The sequence below is a fragment of the Mesorhizobium sp. M4B.F.Ca.ET.203.01.1.1 genome (assembly GCF_004791025.1).
Taxonomy (GTDB): Bacteria; Pseudomonadota; Alphaproteobacteria; order Rhizobiales; family Rhizobiaceae; genus Mesorhizobium; species Mesorhizobium abyssinicae.
In genome coordinates this window covers 1-294 of record NZ_SRUO01000251.1, presented here as the reverse complement: position 1 = coordinate 294, position 294 = coordinate 1, and the positions used below count along the sequence as shown (strand labels likewise).

At 58.8% G+C, this 294-nt stretch carries 1 protein-coding gene; it reads left to right on the top strand.

Going from position 1 to position 294, the window contains the following annotated elements; all coding sequences use genetic code 11:
* On the top strand, positions 1-294 hold a 294-nt coding region (locus tag EN846_RS34545), incomplete at both ends, for a flavin reductase family protein (RefSeq protein WP_135928158.1).

Below are 294 nucleotides of genomic sequence, written 5' to 3'. Positions count from 1 at the left end.
GTCACCGTCATCACCACGCGGGACACGGACGGCGATCCGCGGGGCATGACGGCTAATTCCTTCACCTCGGTTTCGCTCGATCCGCCGCTGCTGCTGGTCTGCGTCGCGAAATCGGCGTCAAGCTTTGCTGCCTTTACGACGGCGGATTCCTTTGCCGTTAACCTGCTACATGAGAGACAGGTCGACATCTCGGCGATCTTCGCCTCGAAATCCCCTGATAAATTCCAGTCCGTCAATCACGACCGCGTTCATACCGGCGCGCCAATCTTGACGGACAGCCTTACCTGGTTCGAC